Below are 871 nucleotides of genomic sequence, written 5' to 3' on the forward strand. Positions count from 1 at the left end.
AGGAGGTGGGGCAGCACTACTTCCTCTTCGGCGGCGTCAGCCCGATCAACGGCCAGAACCGCGCCCTGCTCGACGCGCTGCGGACCGACTTCGCCGGGTCCGGCCTCGGCCTGCCGGTCTACTGGGGCAACCGGAACTGGGCCCCCTACCTCACCGACACCCTCCGCGAGATGGTCCACGACGGGCGCCGCCACATCGCCGTCCTCACCACCAGCGCGTACGCCTCCTACTCCGGCTGCCGCCAGTACCGCGAGAACCTCGCCGACGCGCTCGCCGCCCTGGAGGCGGAGGGCCTGCCGCTGCCCCGGGTCGACAAGCTCCGCCACTACTTCAACCACCCCGGCTTCGTGGAGCCCATGGTCGAGGGCGTCCTCGCCTCCCTCGCCGAGCTCGACGAGCCCGTCCGGGCCGGCGCCCACCTCGCCTTCACCACCCACTCCATCCCGGACTCCGCCGCCGACACCTCCGGCCCCGTCGCCGACCACGGCCCCGGCGGCGCCTACGTGAAACAGCACCTCGACGTGGCCCGGGTCATCGTCGACGCGGTGCGCGAGCGGACCGGCGTCGACCACCCCTGGAAGCTCGTCTACCAGTCCCGCAGCGGCGCCCCGCACATCCCCTGGCTGGAGCCCGACATCTGCGACCACCTGGAGGAGCTGAGCGCGGCCGGCGCCCCCGCCGCCGTCATGGTGCCGATCGGCTTCGTCTCGGACCACATGGAGGTCCTGTACGACCTCGACACCGAGGCCACCGCCAAGGCCGCCGAGCTGGGCCTCCCGGTCCGCCGCTCCGCCACCGTCGGCGCCGACCCGCGGTTCGCCGCCGCCGTCCGCGAGCTCGTCCTGGAGCGGGCCGCCGCCGAGCGCGGCAC

At 74.2% G+C, this 871-nt stretch carries 1 protein-coding gene; it reads left to right on the forward strand.

The genetic code is table 11. The features are described 5' to 3' along the window. The coding region (locus tag IF73_RS0137060) for a ferrochelatase (protein ID WP_031015929.1) at nucleotides 1-871 on the forward strand (871 nt) is incomplete at both ends.

Source organism: Streptomyces sp. NRRL F-5727 (assembly GCF_000719555.1).
GTDB lineage: Bacteria > Actinomycetota > Actinomycetes > Streptomycetales > Streptomycetaceae > Streptomyces.